The following is a 15,283-nucleotide window of genomic DNA, read 5'->3' as shown; positions in this document are numbered from 1 at the left end:
TCCATCAATTTATTTTCTCCACTTATGGGGAAAAATACGACGGCTAAACTTTCAGCTGTCGGATCAGTTCAATAACAAAACTTCATTATTCCCCAGTCCTGTATTTTGATTGATTCCGTCCATTATAACCCTTACGCTTTCAGGGTATAGCCTTGTTACCACTTTTAATAAGTCCTTGCCATAATCATTCGCTATTGCATAACTAAGGACGCTTTTAAATCTGTTCTTTGGTCTTACTGTATTGTTATAATTTTTCATTCTAGCCTTTAAATCAATGTGATAATGCTCCTTAAATACCCTGTAAATTTCATTGAATTTACTCCCATAATTTCCCCCTCTAACTCTTACGACCCTGTTTATAATGTCCTCTATCTGATAAGGCTGTAAATCTCCGTTAAGCCCTTTGATTATTTCCCTCTGTGCCTCGTTCTCTATTCTTAGCCTTTCGTTTTCAAGCTCTGTTTCAAGTGCCATTTTCAAGGCTTCTATCTTAGTCAGTTGCTTAGGCTGTATCTGCCCAGTTGTTACAATGAAATAACTTTTCACTAGCATTCTTTGAATTTTCCAACTCAAGTCATCTGTAAAACTCTTAACTAGCATTAAATACCCACTTTCTGTAAATATAGGTATTTCTTTCACATTGTTTGGTATAAATTCCTGAACGGAAATTTTTCGTTCAGAAATATCGTTTTTATTTATAAGAAAATAATCTTCATTCAAAATAAACCTATCTCTATTGTTATTAAAATTCTTTGTAACATCATTTACTTCTCTTTCGTGCAATTTCGCCACATCATAGGACGTTATCACTCTTTGCCCTTTGTATTCCTTAGTTTCAATCTCAACTCCATTGATTAAGATTTTGTTGTTTCCTGTCAATACCGCTAATTCTTTCATTTCTTTTCCCCCTTATTCGTTTATAAAGATTTCTACTACTTCATCATTGGTTAAATTAAAGATTTTTTTCATTCTAGCGATTTCCTTATCTTTAAAACCTTTTCCATTGATTTTATTTGTAAATGCTGTTTTTGATAATCCTATAACCTTTGAAAAATTATCATAATTGAAACTGTATTCTTTCAATTTTCCCTTTAATTTGTTGTTTACCATTTTTACCACGCTCCTAAAAGTAATATTTTATGTTACCTAATTCTAAACAATAGTAACATATATTGTTACTTTAGTCAATATATTTTTTATAGTAAATATAAAAAGTTGCTTTTTTTGTTACTTTTTGATATTATATTATTATAAAACTAATAATTAATATGGAGAAGAAATGAAAAAAGAAGAAGAATTTATTGATTTTGAACATTTGGGAAAAGCTGTTAAATTTTTCAGAAAAATAAAGAAAATGACACAAAAAGAACTGGCGGAAAAACTAAATAAAACTCCCTATACAATAAAACGATATGAAAAAGACGGCAAAATACCTTTAGAAGTAGCGAAAGAGCTTGTTGAAATATTACATATTCCCAAGTTATTGCTTGCAGGTTTTATTATTGATATTCCAGGATTATCTAATGAAATTTTAGATACAGAAACACAAAAAGAGCTTTTTTTTGATAACGATAAAGAAAAAATGGAAAAAGAGAATCGTGAAGGTATATTAGAGCAATTAATCACTAGTTTTGGTTATAAAACCTATATGAATGCTGATACTTTGGGAGAAGAAAATGATTTTTATATTAGAAGAAATGAAGAAAAATATGCCACTTCATTAGATAATTTTGGTTGTATTTTAGAAAAAATTATTGATATTGTTGAGTATCATTTTAAATTAGAACTATCAAATTATAAAGTTGAAGAACTTCCACCAGACGATAACGAACCTGTAATACCTGCCGAAAGTTTGAAAAAATTTTTATTTGATAAAATGAATGAGGCTTTATATAGAAGTACTAACAAAAAAGAAAAAGACACCGATTAATCAAACGGCAAAACTTCTGCCATCTCATTGTGATGGCGTCCACCAAAATGACACCATAGTTAAACGACTGGGCAAATCGCCTACCCATATTTAAAGGACTGGGTGAATTGTCTACCCCTATTAATTAAAATGTTAGGGGAGTAGTTAAAAGCGACACCCTTTGAAGTGAATAGATAAAATCTACTGTGTTATCTTGTTAGCCAGTGTATAAAATTTATATATCAGATAACGGGCTATGTTAAATATAGGTCGTGAATAATCATTGAATACAGCCAATAGGGATAAACTCCCCTTTGGTTGTTTTTATTTCGCCACAAGTGGCGAAAATGATTTTATACCAGCAATTTTCCTTGTAACTTTTTACAGCATAAACTAAGTGATAACCCTGATACGAAAATTTTTCGTAGCGTGAATAATAATTTTTTTTGTTACCTAGTGAAACACAACCCCATATAATCCAAATACAAGCCCATACACGCTTTCAATTCAATTCCTTGGTATTTTTCCTTGCCTAACTTATCAAAATACTTCCACAGCTTGTTTTTAAGCTCATGGCATTGTGAAACTTACAGGCAATTAATTTACATTTGGGCCTTTTGAAAACTCTCTATAATTCCCGAATAGCTTGTAAAAATTAAAAAATAAAACATTTTTTTAATGTTGCTAGAAATTAAATTGTTGGCTTTTGTCTAGTTTTTATATACGTACTGCATAAATCTAACTTAGGGAGTTTTTTTATACCCTAATTCAAATTTAGTGTTTCCTAGAATTATTTTTACAACAAATCAGCAAGTTAAGATTATTTCAAATTTTAGTATTTTTTAGTAATTTATATTTTCTATTTCTCAATTTATTCATAAGACGTTCACAGACGAACGTAAAAGGGGTATCACGTTTGTTAAATTAAATTTTGGTATTAATCTATGGCTAGGGTATAAATCTATCTTAAATCGCTTAATTTTCATTAAAAATTTATTTTTATTTTTAATTTTTACAGGCTATTCGCGTTTTTATAGGCTGTTCTAACAATAGGCCCATTTGTTATTAGCTGTTACTTAAATTTAAGTAGTAGCTCCAGCGTTCTTCTTTGTGAAGAACGTAGGTAAAATATTTTACTCACATCATTTTTGAATAGGTCTGCTAAAATTTTAGCCAACCAAAATAAAATTTAAGGCGTCGTATTTATGTAGTAATTTGTAGTATTTTTTACTTCCTGGATCTATTAAGAAAATCAAAATGTTAAGTTTTGTTAAGTTTTTACAATTCCTTATCCAGTGTTATATTTTAAAATCAATTCTACGAGCCATAGAGTACCCACCACGTTCATTTGTAAAACTTTTGGTATTAATTGACTTAAATAATCGCTTATATCGAATATATGAAGTTCATAATTATAATTTTATCTGAAATGTGAAAAGTAATTTGTAAGTTCATTCTTAAAATCAATTTTAAGGTAGCTAGCGTTTCGCTCACGTTCGTTTACAAATTTTTTGATATAAAACTATGGTTAAGACGTAAAATGTTCTCAAATCGCTTTAAATTTATTAATAATCAAAACTATCTTATACTATGTCGTTTTTATGTCCGTTTTTAGTAAATAGTAAAATCACTTATAAGCCTTTAAATAAGCCATTTACAGTTATTTCTTTAAGTTCAAAATCGGACACGACACGGCTTTTAAAAATAGTGCTGTGTGTACGTTTGTTGGGACTCGCCAGACCCACAGGGCAAAAAAATCTCTCCAAAGTACCTTTTCATTTTTGCATAAAAAAATCACAGCTAAATTAATAACTGTGATTCGATTATCTTTATTTAAAAAGGTCGCTGTGAGTTCCTGTATTAGTCAACAATAATATTAATTCCTTGTCGATTATCCTATACACTAGTAACCAATCAGGCGTTATATGGCATTCACGATGACCTATATAGTCGCCTTTTAATGCGTGGTCTTTATTTTTTATAGGCAACTTTTCTCCATTAGATAACATCTTAACTATCTTCTCAAGCAATTTTATATCATACCCACGTTTCTTTATTAGTTTCAAGTCTTTAGAAAACTTGTTTGTATATTTAACAATGTATTTATTTTTATTCATCTCTTAAAATATCCTCAAACATTTCTTCAACATCGTTGTAACCTTTACTTAAATTTTTTCCTTGTTCTGCATCTTTTATTGCTTGATAAACTTCATCTTTATATTTTGCTTGCCCTACATAAAAAGGCAACCCTCGTTCTCTTATTGCCTGTTTTAAAAATATATTTATTGCTGTAGTTAAATTCATTCCTAAGTCCTTGAATAACTCTTGGGCTTCTTTTTTTGTTTCTTCGTCAATATTTATAGTCGTTGCACTCATTTTTATCACTCCTTAAATATTTATATTATATATATATTATACACTTAAAATATATAAAAAGCAATAAAAAAAGTCTGAAATTTTACATCAGGCCCATTTATTCAAGTTAAATTATAATTTTATTTCCAACGTTCGCTCGTTTTTAACGTTCGTTGTCTCATTTTTTGTCATAACCAATCATTATTTACACTATCCTTTAGCCCTTATAATCTCTATCCTACAATGTATTTTGAACGTTCCAACGTTCGTTCGTTTTTGGTTGTATTTTTTCCATATTTTTCCATTTTTTTGTGATACCTTGTTGCCTATCCAAATACTTATAATTTCTGCTTTAGTTTATATCTTGCACCAATTTTATTTTTGGTGCAAATTCCATTGATTTGGTGCAACTTACTGAAAATTTTTGCAATTTACCTTTAGCCAAATTGTTGCAATCTATCCTATTATTTATCTATATTTCAATATTGTTTGCACCATTTTATAATTTGGTGCATTTATTCATTATTTGGTGCAAATTTTTCTCAAAAAATCTCACTAAACTTAATTTTTGGTGCAACGTAATTATGCCATTATCATTATATTTCTGTATGATTTGTAACCATTAAAACTGGTTGCGTTTTCGGTTACTTTTGGTTGCATTTACTGAAAATTTTTGCAAATATTTTCATTTTCGGTTGTTACCTTTAACCCTTATTATTGCTGTATTCTTTAGCATTTTGCAACCATTAAAACTGGTTGTGTTTTTGGTTACTTTTGGTTGCATTTCCAATTCTAAATGGTTGCATTATTAAATTTTTATGGAGTAGTACCATTATGATACACTACTAGCCTTTGGATTGGTAACATAATTATACCATATTTTACACAAAAATTGAATCAGCTGCAAAATAATTTACATCAAAAAAGGACTACTCAAATTTGAATAATCCTTTTTTTATTAGCTAGATTTTTTTGTTTTAAAATTGCAAAAGTAGTGGTATTTTTATTGGTACTCGCAAACCCCCATAAATAGCGACTTCATTTTTTTACTTTTCGAGGTTGGTCTCCCGTTGGACCCCAAATTAAATTTTATACCCATTTTTACTGGCTTTCTCTTAAAAAAGAAGTTTTTTCTTCAACTCCTTTTTAAATATGCTATCACAAGGGTAGCATATTTTTTTATAGCTATTCTTCCTACTAAGACAAATAATACGGTATTTTGAGATAATTTTTTTTGAACTGCTAAACATTACCATATTTTGTTATATTTTTTTAAAAGTTTGGGAAAATAACCATTTACCTTATGCGTTGGTTACCTGTTGGTTACCTTTTTTGATATATTCAAAGTATGATTTTTAGACTTTTAAATAATATTTTTATACTACATCCTTTAGAAAATCTATTTTGTTAATTGATTTTTTTAATTCCTGTTCATCTTCTTTTTTAATATAATAATCTATTGTTGTATTTATACTTTCGTGTCCTAATATATCTGTTATTTGAACTTCATTTAATTGATATTTTCTCATAAAAGTTGCCAGCGTTTTTCTGCAATCGTGAGTTTCGTGTTTTTCTATCCCTAATGTTTCAAGTGTTTTATAAAATTTTTCACGAAAATAATTTTCTCGAATTGGCTTATTTTCATTATTTTTTTTCTTAAATACCCAATTCTTATTGTAAAATAAATAATCTGTAGGACTATCTTTATAAAGATTTTCTATGATTGGGTAAATATCATCACGAATTGGGATTTTTCTATTCATTCCTTTTTCTGTCTTATTTCCACCAAATATGATTCCATTTATCAAGTCAACATTCTCTTTTTTTAAATTGACAGCTTCCCCAATTCGCATTCCTGTATAAATCATAATTAAAATGTATTCTACCCAATCAATTTTAATATTATCCCACAATTTTTTAATATCATAGCCAGTAAATATATTTATTTTTTTAGGTTTGCTTTCTTTTGGTAGTTTTATATGTTCCGCTCTATTTGTAGTTAGTATTTCCATTTCTATAGCATATTTATAAAGTACACTTAAAAACCCTTTAGTAATACTTTTTGTTCCTTTGCTACAATTTAAACTATTTATAAGACTTTGTAATTGTGGAGCTTTTATATCCCTAAATATCAGGTTATATAATGGTTTACATCTCTTATAACTGTTTATATAAGATTTAAAAGTTGCCTTAGCAACATTTTTTTCTTGAGCTTCTTTAAATAAATTGAATATTTCCTCAAATGTCATTGTATGTGTTTCTAAATTGTAAGGATTAAATAAATATTCATCTAATTTTTGCTGTGCTTCCTTTTTCGTTTTATACAGTCCTAACGATACTCGTTTTTTTGTTACTGAGTCTGTAACTCGTACCCAGTAAGGTTTATTCTTTTTAGTTTTTGTTATACTACCTCTACCATTTCCTTTCTTAGTTCTATTTTTTGCCATTTCTTCCCCATTCTAAAATCTAGCTATAGGGCAGTATCATTCTACCCTATAATTTTAATATTATTTTTCTTTCATTGCAATATATTTATTTAAAAAAATATCTGTATTAATTCAGAATTTTTTAATTTCAATATCCTTTTCAACAAAAATATTTCTTCCTGTGTAAAAAAATACTTCCCATTTATTTTCTTATTAAATCCACTCTCTGAAATTCTCATTTTTTCAGATAACTTTTTATAACTCAATTTTTTCTCTCTAATCTTCTCTTTCAAAATATTATACATTTCTTTTTTTAATTCTAAATTCAATTAAATCACTCTCCATTTCATTTTTAAAAAACTTATTTATTTTTTTTGAAGAGTGTGATAGAATAAAAGTGCTTACGAGGGGCTTTTGTTAAGTCCTTCCTTTTATTTTTATCAACACTCATTCTACTTTCAACTCCTAACTAATTTACTTAGTAATTTAAAGCATTTTTTCAATGCTCCTGTCTTGATTTATAACTATTTTTTACTTAATTATCGCGTGTATTACCTAACTTATCTGTGTAAATATCCTTTAAAATTTCATATATAGGTTTCACAATTCTTTACTTTTTCGAATCTTTTAACTCTTTTAGCCTATATTTCCACAAAGGACAATTTTTATAAGGGCAATTTATAACTTTTTGCTTATCATCATCCCAGCACTCAAGACAATGCTTTTCAATGGACTTCTTCATATCATCTTTTTCATCCATTTTTTCCTCCTTTCTCTGATTTTATTCTGTTTTTATCAGTTTTTTTTCTCCAAATAAAAAATCTCTTCTTATTCATAATTTCTAAATGAATTTTCAAAATATTATGATTAGAAAATAAAGTGCCTAATTCTTTTTTTTCGCAATTGTCAAATAATTTATTGTTTTTTCTAGTTTTTTTTGTGTTCCAACTTTCTTTAATTCTACATTAGCATTAAATCCTTTGGATTTTTTCCATTCTTGAGTAATTAGTTGTCTTAATTCGTTTATTTTAAAATGTTTATATACTCCTTTTATAACAAACAAAACAATGTGTATATGTGGAAGTGAATCATAATTAGTATACTTTATTTCAGTTACTTTAAAGTATTCTCTCACAATCCTTTTCATAAAGGGTCTATTTAACAACTTTTTCAAATTTTTGTTGTTATCGTCTATTTCTTTTATTATTTTATTTGCTTCAATCTCAACATTATTACCATTTAAAGTTAAGCAAAACACCTCGTACTCTTTCATCAATTCAAAGGCCCTATCTTTAAAATTATAAAATTTAATTGCTTTATTTTTTAAATTACACACAGGACAAGCTGATTTCTTACATCTGAAAATTCTATGAAGCCATTCAGAATGATTATACCAATATAAATACTCATTATAGCAATTTTTTATGTTCAATAATCTCTTTTCTGAAATAACATCTTTAAACTCTTCTTTTTCATATATTTTAATGCCTTTCTCATAATACTCAATATACTTTTCTTCTTTGTTCAATTATTATCATTCTCCTTTCTAAATTCAATTCTCATTTTTTCTACCCCTTCTACTTACAAAAAACATTGTATTTCATTTATAAAAATGTTTTGTTTTTTCTTTTTCTCTATACTACTATTTAATAATAGAGAAAAAAATAATTTTTAACATCTTATAAAGTCTTAAAATGTCATTTTTTTATAAAAAATACTACTATTTACTCTTGTTGTAAACCTATTATACAATTTTTTTTATGATATTTCAACCTAATTTTTTTAATTTTGTATTTTTTTAGATGTAAAATTTTAAAATATCATTTTTTGTCAAAAAAATGAATAAATTTAATAAAAATAAATGAAAAAACATCAGAAAATCAATGATATTAAAAAATATAAAACATCTTATAAGATGTTTAAATGTACAATTTATTATTGTTAATTTTTTATATTTCTATATTTTATAAAAATAGTACTTTTATCATTGTTTTTAACATAATTATATAGTATAATATGTATAATTAATAAAATAAGAGGTATAATATGGATGAAAAAAATAAAGAATATAATGTAGAAATAGGGACTATAATACGAAATCATAGAAAAAATAAGAAAATTACACAAATAAAGCTTGCTGAAAGAGTAGGATTGGGAAAGGTTAGTATTCAGAAGTATGAATCTGGAGAAAGAGCTGTGCCATTTAATGTTTTGGTCAATATTTTTAAAGAGCTGGATATTGATATAGATGTGTTGAAAAAATTTTTTAAAAATGAGGAAATTAGTGATTTTAAAAATATTCTTTCATCTTTACTATTAGGCGAAGAATCAAAAAAAAAATTAAAACAAATATTACTTTTTATTGATTATTTTGAATCTTTAGGATTTTCATTTTTTATAACAAATACTTTGGATAATGAAAATAACTTAAGGTATGGAACTCTTGAGGATTTTATTAGAAATCCAAAAGTTGCAATAGTTAAAGCTCCAAATAATAATTATTTTAATATTGGCATTAAGGATTTTTTGCGTTTTTTAACTCTGTATTCTACCAATAATATAAAAAATTTGTATAGTTTTTTAGAAATTTATCATTTGGATAGAAGTGATACTATTAATGACCCTTCTGAAATAGATAGAATGCAAGACCTTTTTAGTGAATATCCTTTAACTCAAGAAAGTAATTTTGAAGAAATTTTAGAAAAACTGGATAAAAAAAATAAGGGAGTTTAATTTTGCTCCCTTTTTTATAACCAAGACTTCTTCTAAAAAATATAGACTTTTGATTGTTATTTTTTTTATATTTATATTCAGCTATAATTTTATATTGTGATTCTGAAATAGTAGATAAATCAATAATTCTATTATTATAATGTCTTTTGATTTCAGATTTAAAATCTGAAAATACCAAATTAAAAACTATAAAAGTTGTTACAAATAATATTTTTTTCATAAATTTCTCTTCTATTTTTTAATATCCATTTTGTAACAATTTTCTATAAATTTCTTGAGCGTCTTCATTTCCTAAATCTGCTGCCATTTTGAAATATTTTTTTGCATTCGGATAATCTTTTAATTTAATAGAAAGAAAACCTAAATTTATTATTGCAGGTGTATATCCTCTTTCTATTGCTTTTAAAAAATAAATTTTTGCTTTATCGTATTTATTTTGCGTAAGATATAAAGAACCTAAATTATTGTATGCAAAAGAATCATTTCCCTCAATAGCTTTTAAAAGTAATTTTTCAGCTTCATCATATTTTTTTTGCATTGCATAAATCGCACTTAAATTTGTCATTGCTTCTATATTTCCCTTTTTTGCAGCAATTAAATAATTTTTTTCAGCTTCTCCATAATTCTCTTGTAAATGATACATTTGTGCTAATTTTAATCCAACAAATCCAACTGTATATTCTGCAGCTTTTTCAGATATTGCCTCTTCAGAAATATAATTCAAATATATATTTTTTCCATCAATGCTAGAAGATATAATAAATGTATTATCACTAGAAAAATTAAGTTTAGTAGAATTTTTCATTTTTTGATTTATATTTTTCAGTAAATCTATATTTCCTCTGTTAGCCTTGAGCCATTTTTCAAATGAGTTTTTATCAATATATATATTTGGATAAATTTTCATCTCATCTTTAGTTGGATAACTATTTGGTGTGTATATATTATTTTCTTTATCCGTTAGTTTAAAATCTGAAGCTTTTAAATTTATGATATTGTCTTTCATAGTAATATCAGTTAATGTTAATTCTAAATTCTTGAAATAAGTAGTATCTATACATACTGACATACCAAATTCTTTAAGTGTTACAGAATTATCACAGCCCGTTGTTAAATCTTCCTTTCCAGAAAATGTCCCATCATACCAAGCATACCATACTTCATTAACTACTCCACCTGTGTATTTACCAGCTAAAAGGTTAAAAGACATTAATATTGTTATTATTAGAACTATTTTTTTCATAATTTACCTTCTTTCTTTATTATTTTTGGGTTTTAATGACCTGCTTTTGTTAATTTTATATAATTTTGTTCAGATTTTTTTGTTAGTTTTGTAATATTCTTACATTTTGTCTCATTTTTAATCTATTATATTAAATTCTACCATTCTACAATTTTATATATTTCTTTTGAACTATTTTATTTAATTTTTGAATTTTTTCTATTTCTTATATTTTCATCAGAAACTAAATCACTTTCCAAAACAATTTTCCATTTACCATTAATTTTTTCAAATACTAAATATGAAGGATAATAATTTATTCCTGTTTTTGTTGTAACTTCTTTTATAAACGATGCTCTCACTTGCTTATTTGATATTTGTTCTACTTACCTCTTAATACTTGTCCATAAACTGGATTTCTTTCAAAAAATTTCTTTTGGTCTTTAATATAATAATCTCTTGATACTGTTGTTTGATAATATTCAATTTTATCTGCTAATATTTTTTTTAATGTATCAAAATCTGCATTGCTAGAAGCCTCATTCCAAATGTATACCATTTCTTTAATTTCGTCTTTTATTATTTTAGTTCTTAATTGACTATTTTGATAATAAGAATTTTTTTCATCAAAATATCCTGCCTGTATCACAAATGATAATACAATAATTCCTAGTAAAACAATTTTTTTCATAAATTTCCTCCTAAAATTTTCATTTTTTTAATCAAATTATCTTATATCAACATTTCCAAAATATTGAAAAGACACATAATAACCATCACTTGTATCATAAACATTCATTATTACACGACTTCCAGGCTCAAAATAAATTCTTTTGGAATCGCTAACTGGTTTAGAAAGTCTTAACCTGTCAAATCCGTGATATGTTGTTATTACTCCATAAAAATCTTCTCCATCAATCACACATTTCTCGTGTATTCTCATAATGCCGCCATTTTCTGCTTTTTGTAAAAATCCACCCCTTCCAGAGCACCATCCACTATTTATTATTATCTCTTCACTAGAAACTAAATTTGAATACATAGAAAAACTATTCATTCCTATAGCCAACAACATACTTAAAATAAATTTTTTCATTCTAAATCTTCTCCTTTAATTTATTAACATTCCTAAATTATTCATCAAATTATAAAAATTAATTCTAACTTTATTTGAGTAATAATCATTGTTAGTATTTTTAATATCTCCCATTTTTATTTTATTACATTTGGCTATATAATATGAATTTATATTTTCCATCTCTACAGAAGACTTGCTCCACCCAATATTTCTCAACATTGTATCGGTTACTACTAATCCTTCTGCCACATCGTTAAATAATTCTTCACTATTTTGTCCATACATTTCCATTTCCGTAAATCCTAGAGTATTTAAATAATAATAACCTCCTATAGCTTGACAAATCTCTGTTTCGCCAAAAATTCTATCATCCAGAATTATTCCATTAAGATTCCGTATCTCAGAATATCCAATACTTGATATTGCAAAAATACACAATACTAAAAATACAATTTTTCTCATAAAAGTCTCCTTATAAATATTATTTCTACAATCCATCATACCGTCTCGCCAGTTCAATAGCTCTACTTTTTATCGTATCAATTTCACTATTTACAATTGTTACAGCTGCACCCATACATCCATTCATCTCACTTGCTATAGAATCCATTGATTTCTCACGCTTTTTTATCCAAGCTCTTTCTTCATTACGAAGTGCTATTTTTTGAGATTCTGGATATTTTGACATTAATAATTTGTAAATTTGATTAAGTTCATTATCCCATTTTTTATGTAAAATTTCTCGATATCCGACATATTCTGTACAAGAATTTGTATTATCAAGAGTATATCTATCTAATTTATTTTCAACAGGTCTCATTCTATTTATCATCGCTTTTTCATAAGATGGTTTTGGAGCATTTATTTTTGCTTTAACTACTTTTGGCTCTGTTTTTACTTCTGCTTCTTTTTTTGTATTAGGTTGAGATTGTACTGATTTTACAGAAGCCATATTTTGTGTTTCCACTTGCCTTTTCAGTTGTTCCTCTCGCTCTGTTTCTAATTTTATAATTTTATTTTGCATATTAAGGATATAAAATACTCCACTTAGAAATATAATTGTAGATAATCCAATTATTACTCCAATTAAAATTTTTAATGTTTTGCTATGGTTTTCATCCATTGCTTATATCTCCTTCCTGATTTTTTTGTTTACCTAAAATACTTCATAACTTAATTATCACTTTCTTTTCAAAACAAAATATATTTCATCACTTAATTCAAAATTAGCAGCTATTATATCTGCATAACTTAAAATTGCATTTGCATTTAAATTACTTTCAATATACAAATCATTACTAATTTCTATTGGTTGTCTAAGTTTAGAAATTGAATTTGAGAGTATAACTCTTTCTTTTGTTTGAAAATTAGGATTATAAATTAACTCTTTAAATATATCAGAATCCAAATTATACAGTTCAATACATAATTTTTCTAATAACCCTTTCCACGATTTTACAGGATATGGAATACTGTCAATTATTAGTTTATCAGGTTTTTCTCCTGTTACATTAATACTTGAATTTAATAAATATTCTTTTCCGTACTCTATATTATTTAATTTTTGTATTTTATAACCTGCTGGAATACTCCAAATTTCTTTTGACTTTTCATATAACTGTTCTGCTCTATTTTTAATTTCATTATCTGTCCATACTTGATAATTGTTTATATTTCTTGTTATTTCAATATTTGATTTTTGATAAAATTCTTTTTTAGTTTTAAAATTCTTATTATAACGTAATAAATCATTCTCTATTAGCGATGAATTTCCTATTGTTCCTAGATATTCTAAATGAGTATTTTCAAATTTTTTCTCTCCCAATTCTAATTTCCATTCAGAATTTAAATTTTCAGGCATAATATATTCTATATTTAAACTAGAAGTATCATTAATTACATTATTAGAAACTTTTTGTTCAAGCTCCTTAAGAGTATATTTGAGTAGTTCTTTATTCTTTTCAAAATTATATTTTATAAAATTTAATTTAAATTCTTCATCTCTAGGAAATATAGTTTCTAATCTTCGCTCCATCAAGTTTTTTTCTATTTTAAAATATATATCCTTTTCATTTTGATTTTCTAATATTTTTTTGGGTATACTTGCAAAAACTTTATTAATAGAACTAGTTTTATATCCACAAATTGTCCTTCTAAATATATAAGATATTAGCAAATCTATTATTTTTAAAAGTTTATCCTCGTCTAATTTTTTATAATAATAAGTATCTTCAAATATTGAAAGTAATAGTGGATAAACAGTTGTGTTTTTTAAGTATTTAAAATGCTTTAATTTTTCATTTATTTTTTCATTATTTGAATTTGCATTTAAAAACCAATTATAATATTTTGAATAGGTAACAAGTTCTTCTAAAACAGCCTCTTCATTCAACTCTTTTTGAATCCTCATATATTCTTTAAAATCATCGTAAACTTTATTTTTGTTTGCAATTTTTCCAGTTTTCATTGTTAAAAAATCTCGAATAAAATCAGATATTTTCTTATTTGTCAATTCTATCTCAATTTTTAACCAGAAATTTTTATATAATACTGTCTGTTTTTCGTATTCAGAGTTCATTAATAAATAATTTCGTATTAAATCAGCTTGGGTAAGTGATAATCCTGTCGAATTTAAACTTTCAAATATAAGTTGTGGATTTTCTGATTTTTTATCTTTTTCTAATTTTATAGTTACTAATTCAATTTTATATAATGCTGAGTATATTTGTTCTGCTGAATAGTGAGAATTTTCTAGTAACTCTTTAAAAATTTTATAATTTCTACAAACATTTGAATTTGAGGAATCATCATTATTATCAATTAATTGTTTGTATGATACACTATCACTTTCAATAGGTTTTAAACGTATTCTTATATTATCTGGAGATTTTTTATTTATTAGATATTGTTCCCATATACTTTCTTTTGTATCTTCTGAAATTATTTTTTCTTGTAAGGCTTTTAATAATAATGAAATAGAAGTTATTCTTTGTTGTCCATCTATCAAAACATATTCTTCATAATCCCTTTCTATTTTTGTTAATACATATACAACAGTTCCTAAAAAATGTTCAATTTCTTCATTATGTTTAATTATATTTTCTATATCAGTAAACAATTTTTTACAATTTTCTTCTTGCCAATCATAATTTCTTTGATATACAGGGATATTAAATGTTTTTTTTCCTTTTCCAATAAAATCTAATATTCTTATTTTTTTTGCTTCCAAATTTATCACTCCGTTAATCTATTTTATTTTTATTATTTTTAATTTTAAGTATCTATACGCCAAAACTTATGAGCTTGTATTTTTTTATTTACCTCCTTTAATCTTTTTTACCAAAAAGCAAATAAATTATTAAAAAAAATATCTAAAAACTCAATATCACTCAACCTATACTCTTTCCTAATAAATTTCATTTCCTCAATAGTAAAATTACTACTTCCGTTTATTTTTCGTGAAAATGCTGAAGGAGTTATTTTTAGTTTATGTGCCAATGTTTTATTGTTATCTCCGTGTAAACTCATTTTTGATTTTAAAAGATTTTTTCTCATTTTAA

The 15,283-nt window shown here is 25.7% G+C and carries 18 protein-coding genes; 2 read left to right on the top strand and 16 right to left on the bottom strand.

Features of this window, described 5'->3' with window-relative positions; all coding sequences use genetic code 11:
- Positions 1 to 63: 63 nt before the first annotated feature.
- The gene (locus ACZ5B9_RS02915) at positions 64 to 897 is read right to left on the bottom strand and encodes an ORF6N domain-containing protein (RefSeq protein ID WP_464423293.1); all 834 of its coding nucleotides are present in this window, start codon (positions 895 to 897) and stop codon (positions 64 to 66) included.
- Positions 898 to 909: 12 nt separating this feature from the next.
- A complete protein-coding gene (locus ACZ5B9_RS02910; protein ID WP_018498210.1) occupies positions 910 to 1,110 on the bottom strand; it encodes a DUF739 family protein in 201 nt (66 codons plus the stop codon).
- Between the two features lie 169 nt (positions 1,111 to 1,279).
- On the opposite strand from ACZ5B9_RS02910, the gene ACZ5B9_RS02905 reads away from it, so the two are divergent.
- The gene (locus ACZ5B9_RS02905; RefSeq protein ID WP_464423292.1) at positions 1,280 to 1,930 is read left to right on the top strand and encodes a helix-turn-helix domain-containing protein; all 651 of its coding nucleotides are present in this window, start codon (positions 1,280 to 1,282) and stop codon (positions 1,928 to 1,930) included.
- A 1,808-nt stretch (positions 1,931 to 3,738) separates the two neighbouring features.
- On the opposite strand, the gene ACZ5B9_RS02900 is transcribed toward ACZ5B9_RS02905, so the two are convergent.
- From ACZ5B9_RS02900 to ACZ5B9_RS02875, 6 genes are all read right to left on the bottom strand, one after another.
- Positions 3,739 to 4,026 carry a type II toxin-antitoxin system YafQ family toxin gene (locus ACZ5B9_RS02900; protein WP_464423291.1) on the bottom strand — a complete coding sequence of 96 codons (288 nt, stop codon included), beginning with the start codon at positions 4,024 to 4,026 and terminating at the stop codon, positions 3,739 to 3,741.
- Positions 4,019 to 4,285, bottom strand: a complete 267-nt coding sequence (locus ACZ5B9_RS02895; protein WP_464423290.1) for a type II toxin-antitoxin system RelB/DinJ family antitoxin — start codon at positions 4,283 to 4,285, stop codon at positions 4,019 to 4,021. The genes ACZ5B9_RS02900 and ACZ5B9_RS02895 overlap by 8 nt, the downstream gene beginning before the upstream one ends.
- Positions 4,286 to 5,640: 1,355 nt before the next feature.
- Positions 5,641 to 6,711, bottom strand: coding sequence for a tyrosine-type recombinase/integrase (locus ACZ5B9_RS02890; protein ID WP_464423289.1), 1,071 nt, complete (start codon positions 6,709 to 6,711; stop codon positions 5,641 to 5,643).
- An 89-nt stretch (positions 6,712 to 6,800) separates the two neighbouring features.
- A complete protein-coding gene (locus ACZ5B9_RS02885; protein ID WP_464423288.1) occupies positions 6,801 to 7,019 on the bottom strand; it encodes a helix-turn-helix domain-containing protein in 219 nt (72 codons plus the stop codon).
- Positions 7,020 to 7,300: 281 nt separating this feature from the next.
- Positions 7,301 to 7,450 (bottom strand): hypothetical protein, encoded by a 150-nt coding sequence (locus ACZ5B9_RS02880; RefSeq protein WP_464423287.1) that lies wholly within the window; start codon positions 7,448 to 7,450, stop codon positions 7,301 to 7,303.
- Between the two features lie 123 nt (positions 7,451 to 7,573).
- A complete protein-coding gene (locus ACZ5B9_RS02875; protein ID WP_464423286.1) occupies positions 7,574 to 8,218 on the bottom strand; it encodes a protein rep in 645 nt (214 codons plus the stop codon).
- 518 nt (positions 8,219 to 8,736) lie between these two features.
- Here ACZ5B9_RS02875 and ACZ5B9_RS02870 point away from each other — a divergent pair.
- A complete protein-coding gene (locus ACZ5B9_RS02870) occupies positions 8,737 to 9,423 on the top strand; it encodes a helix-turn-helix domain-containing protein (protein WP_464423284.1) in 687 nt (228 codons plus the stop codon).
- Between the two features lie 238 nt (positions 9,424 to 9,661).
- On the opposite strand, the gene ACZ5B9_RS02865 is transcribed toward ACZ5B9_RS02870, so the two are convergent.
- The 8 genes from ACZ5B9_RS02865 to ACZ5B9_RS02830 all read right to left on the bottom strand — a co-directional run bounded on the left by ACZ5B9_RS02865 (position 9,662) and on the right by ACZ5B9_RS02830 (position 15,278).
- Positions 9,662 to 10,666, bottom strand: a complete 1,005-nt coding sequence (locus ACZ5B9_RS02865; protein WP_464423283.1) for a tetratricopeptide repeat protein — start codon at positions 10,664 to 10,666, stop codon at positions 9,662 to 9,664.
- A 176-nt stretch (positions 10,667 to 10,842) separates the two neighbouring features.
- On the bottom strand, positions 10,843 to 11,007 hold the full coding sequence (locus ACZ5B9_RS02860) for a hypothetical protein (RefSeq protein WP_464423282.1): 165 nt from the start codon (positions 11,005 to 11,007) through the stop codon (positions 10,843 to 10,845).
- Between the two features lie 20 nt (positions 11,008 to 11,027).
- Complete coding sequence (locus ACZ5B9_RS02855; RefSeq protein WP_464423281.1) at positions 11,028 to 11,336, bottom strand: hypothetical protein; 309 nt, start codon at positions 11,334 to 11,336, stop codon at positions 11,028 to 11,030.
- 36 nt (positions 11,337 to 11,372) lie between these two features.
- Positions 11,373 to 11,741, bottom strand: coding sequence for a hypothetical protein (locus ACZ5B9_RS02850; protein WP_464423280.1), 369 nt, complete (start codon positions 11,739 to 11,741; stop codon positions 11,373 to 11,375).
- A 15-nt stretch (positions 11,742 to 11,756) separates the two neighbouring features.
- Entirely contained in the window at positions 11,757 to 12,185 is a 429-nt protein-coding gene (locus ACZ5B9_RS02845; RefSeq protein WP_464423278.1) for a hypothetical protein, read from the bottom strand.
- Between the two features lie 25 nt (positions 12,186 to 12,210).
- The gene (locus ACZ5B9_RS02840) at positions 12,211 to 12,846 is read right to left on the bottom strand and encodes a lysozyme inhibitor LprI family protein (protein WP_464423276.1); all 636 of its coding nucleotides are present in this window, start codon (positions 12,844 to 12,846) and stop codon (positions 12,211 to 12,213) included.
- A gap of 57 nt (positions 12,847 to 12,903) precedes the next feature.
- Positions 12,904 to 14,952 carry a DUF262 domain-containing protein gene (locus ACZ5B9_RS02835; RefSeq protein WP_464423274.1) on the bottom strand — a complete coding sequence of 683 codons (2,049 nt, stop codon included), beginning with the start codon at positions 14,950 to 14,952 and terminating at the stop codon, positions 12,904 to 12,906.
- A 107-nt stretch (positions 14,953 to 15,059) separates the two neighbouring features.
- Positions 15,060 to 15,278, bottom strand: a complete 219-nt coding sequence (locus ACZ5B9_RS02830) for an XRE family transcriptional regulator (protein ID WP_464423273.1) — start codon at positions 15,276 to 15,278, stop codon at positions 15,060 to 15,062.
- Positions 15,279 to 15,283 lie beyond the last annotated feature (5 nt).

The organism is Leptotrichia sp. SK-5 (assembly GCF_055387215.1).
Note: the sequence above shows the minus strand (reverse complement) of the source record. Positions and strands in the feature narration are given on the sequence as shown.

Excerpts from the sequence above, each read along its gene's own strand:
- ACZ5B9_RS02905 (WP_464423292.1), top strand. The coding sequence starts at position 1,280 with ATGAAAAAAGAAGAAGAATTTATTGATTTTGAACATTTGGGAAAAGCT.
- ACZ5B9_RS02915 (WP_464423293.1), bottom strand. The coding sequence starts at position 897 with ATGAAAGAATTAGCGGTATTGACAGGAAACAACAAAATCTTAATCAAT.
- ACZ5B9_RS02840 (WP_464423276.1), bottom strand. The coding sequence starts at position 12,846 with ATGGATGAAAACCATAGCAAAACATTAAAAATTTTAATTGGAGTAATA.
- ACZ5B9_RS02910 (WP_018498210.1), bottom strand. The coding sequence starts at position 1,110 with ATGGTAAACAACAAATTAAAGGGAAAATTGAAAGAATACAGTTTCAAT.
- ACZ5B9_RS02870 (WP_464423284.1), top strand. The coding sequence starts at position 8,737 with ATGGATGAAAAAAATAAAGAATATAATGTAGAAATAGGGACTATAATA.
- ACZ5B9_RS02830 (WP_464423273.1), bottom strand. The coding sequence starts at position 15,278 with ATGAGAAAAAATCTTTTAAAATCAAAAATGAGTTTACACGGAGATAAC.
- ACZ5B9_RS02880 (WP_464423287.1), bottom strand. The coding sequence starts at position 7,450 with ATGGATGAAAAAGATGATATGAAGAAGTCCATTGAAAAGCATTGTCTT.
- ACZ5B9_RS02895 (WP_464423290.1), bottom strand. The coding sequence starts at position 4,285 with ATGAGTGCAACGACTATAAATATTGACGAAGAAACAAAAAAAGAAGCC.
- ACZ5B9_RS02845 (WP_464423278.1), bottom strand. The coding sequence starts at position 12,185 with ATGAGAAAAATTGTATTTTTAGTATTGTGTATTTTTGCAATATCAAGT.
- ACZ5B9_RS02850 (WP_464423280.1), bottom strand. The coding sequence starts at position 11,741 with ATGAAAAAATTTATTTTAAGTATGTTGTTGGCTATAGGAATGAATAGT.
- ACZ5B9_RS02855 (WP_464423281.1), bottom strand. The coding sequence starts at position 11,336 with ATGAAAAAAATTGTTTTACTAGGAATTATTGTATTATCATTTGTGATA.
- ACZ5B9_RS02865 (WP_464423283.1), bottom strand. The coding sequence starts at position 10,666 with ATGAAAAAAATAGTTCTAATAATAACAATATTAATGTCTTTTAACCTT.
- ACZ5B9_RS02890 (WP_464423289.1), bottom strand. The coding sequence starts at position 6,711 with ATGGCAAAAAATAGAACTAAGAAAGGAAATGGTAGAGGTAGTATAACA.
- ACZ5B9_RS02900 (WP_464423291.1), bottom strand. The coding sequence starts at position 4,026 with ATGAATAAAAATAAATACATTGTTAAATATACAAACAAGTTTTCTAAA.